Genomic DNA, 1,316 nt, shown 5'->3' on the forward strand with positions numbered 1-1,316 from the left:
ATCACGTTGGGCAGGTAGGCCAGCACCTGGTTCATGAATGTGGTGACGGCGGGGATCTTCAGGGCGCCGATGGCAGCCACGAGGAAGAACAGGAAGATGAACCAGAATGCGACGCGGGCGATGCCACCGGCCGCGCTGGCGCCCGGCATGACGCGTTCGACGTAGCTGTGTGCGCTGGTGCTGTGCAGGTGCTTGTCGAGGCCGACCTTCTCCAGGATCTTGCGGACGATGCCTGCAACGACCTTCGCGACGACGAACCCGATGAGGAGCAGGACGAGGAAGCCCAGCAGGTTTGGCAGGAACGCGAAGAAGCCGTCCAACGCGTTCTGGAAGCTGTCTTTGATCTTCAAGGTTGGTCTCCTACGGATGGGCCCCTACCGGGCCGGATACCGCTCCGATGACCCGCGAAGCCGGGCCTCATGCCGCTCCGCAGCAGATTTGGCTTACAACGTAAGTCGTCGGGTACCGAGCCGATGTCGCCGAGAGCCGGCGGCTTTCTGAAGGGAGCTCGCATGATCGACACCGACCCGCAGCTGCTCATGGGCGGCACCGCTTACAGCACCGACGGTGACAAGCTCGGAAAGATCGGACAGGTCTTCCTGGACGACGCGACTGGTCGTCCGGAGTTCATCACCGTCCACACGGGGCTGTTCGGCACCAGCGAATCCTTCGTGCCCGTCAGCGGAGCGAGCCTTGAGGGCGACCGCGTCGTCGTTCCCTTCACCAAGGACAAGGTGAAGGACGCCCCGAACGTCGACCTGTCCGACGGCGGCCACCTCGACGAGTCCCAGGAAGACCGCCTCTACGCCTACTACGGCATGGGCTCCGGCACCGGCTACACCAACACCACCTCCGAGAGCGCCGCCGGGACGACGGCAGGCGCGGGCTACGACACTGCAGGTGTCGTCCCCGCGGGACATGACACCTCCGGTCCGAGCACCGACGACGCGATGACGCGTTCCGAGGAGCGCCTCGAGGTCGGGACGACCAGCCAGGAGGCCGGGCGGGCCCGCCTGCGCAAGTACGTGACCACGGAGACCGAGACGCTCACCGTCCCGGTCAAGAAGGAGCGCGCGGTCGTGGAGACCGAGCCGGTCACCGGCGCGAACCTCGACGACGCGCTGGACGGCCCGGCCATCTCCGAGGAGGAGCACGAAGTCGTGCTGCGTGAGGAGCGAGCGACCGTCGACAAGACGGCCGAGCCCGTCGAGCGGGTGCGCCTCGGCAAGGAGACGGTCGTCGACGAGGAGACCGTCACCGAGGACGTGCGCAAGGAGCACATCGAGGTCGAGGGCGACGTCGAGGATCGCCGTATC

The 1,316-nt window shown here is 66.3% G+C and carries 1 protein-coding gene and 1 pseudogene; one reads left to right on the forward strand and one right to left on the reverse strand.

All coding sequences use genetic code 11. The features are described 5' to 3' along the window. Positions 1–350, reverse strand: a pseudogene (locus G6553_RS20555) (hypothetical protein); the annotation flags it as partial. A gap of 162 nt (positions 351–512) precedes the next feature. Between G6553_RS20555 and G6553_RS20560 the strand changes: the two are divergent. Continuing rightward, positions 513–1,316 (forward strand): PRC and DUF2382 domain-containing protein (locus tag G6553_RS20560; RefSeq protein ID WP_166196993.1); only part of this gene is annotated, 804 nt, incomplete at its 3' end.

This window comes from Nocardioides sp. IC4_145 (assembly GCF_011250565.1).
Taxonomy (GTDB): domain Bacteria; phylum Actinomycetota; class Actinomycetes; order Propionibacteriales; family Nocardioidaceae; genus Nocardioides.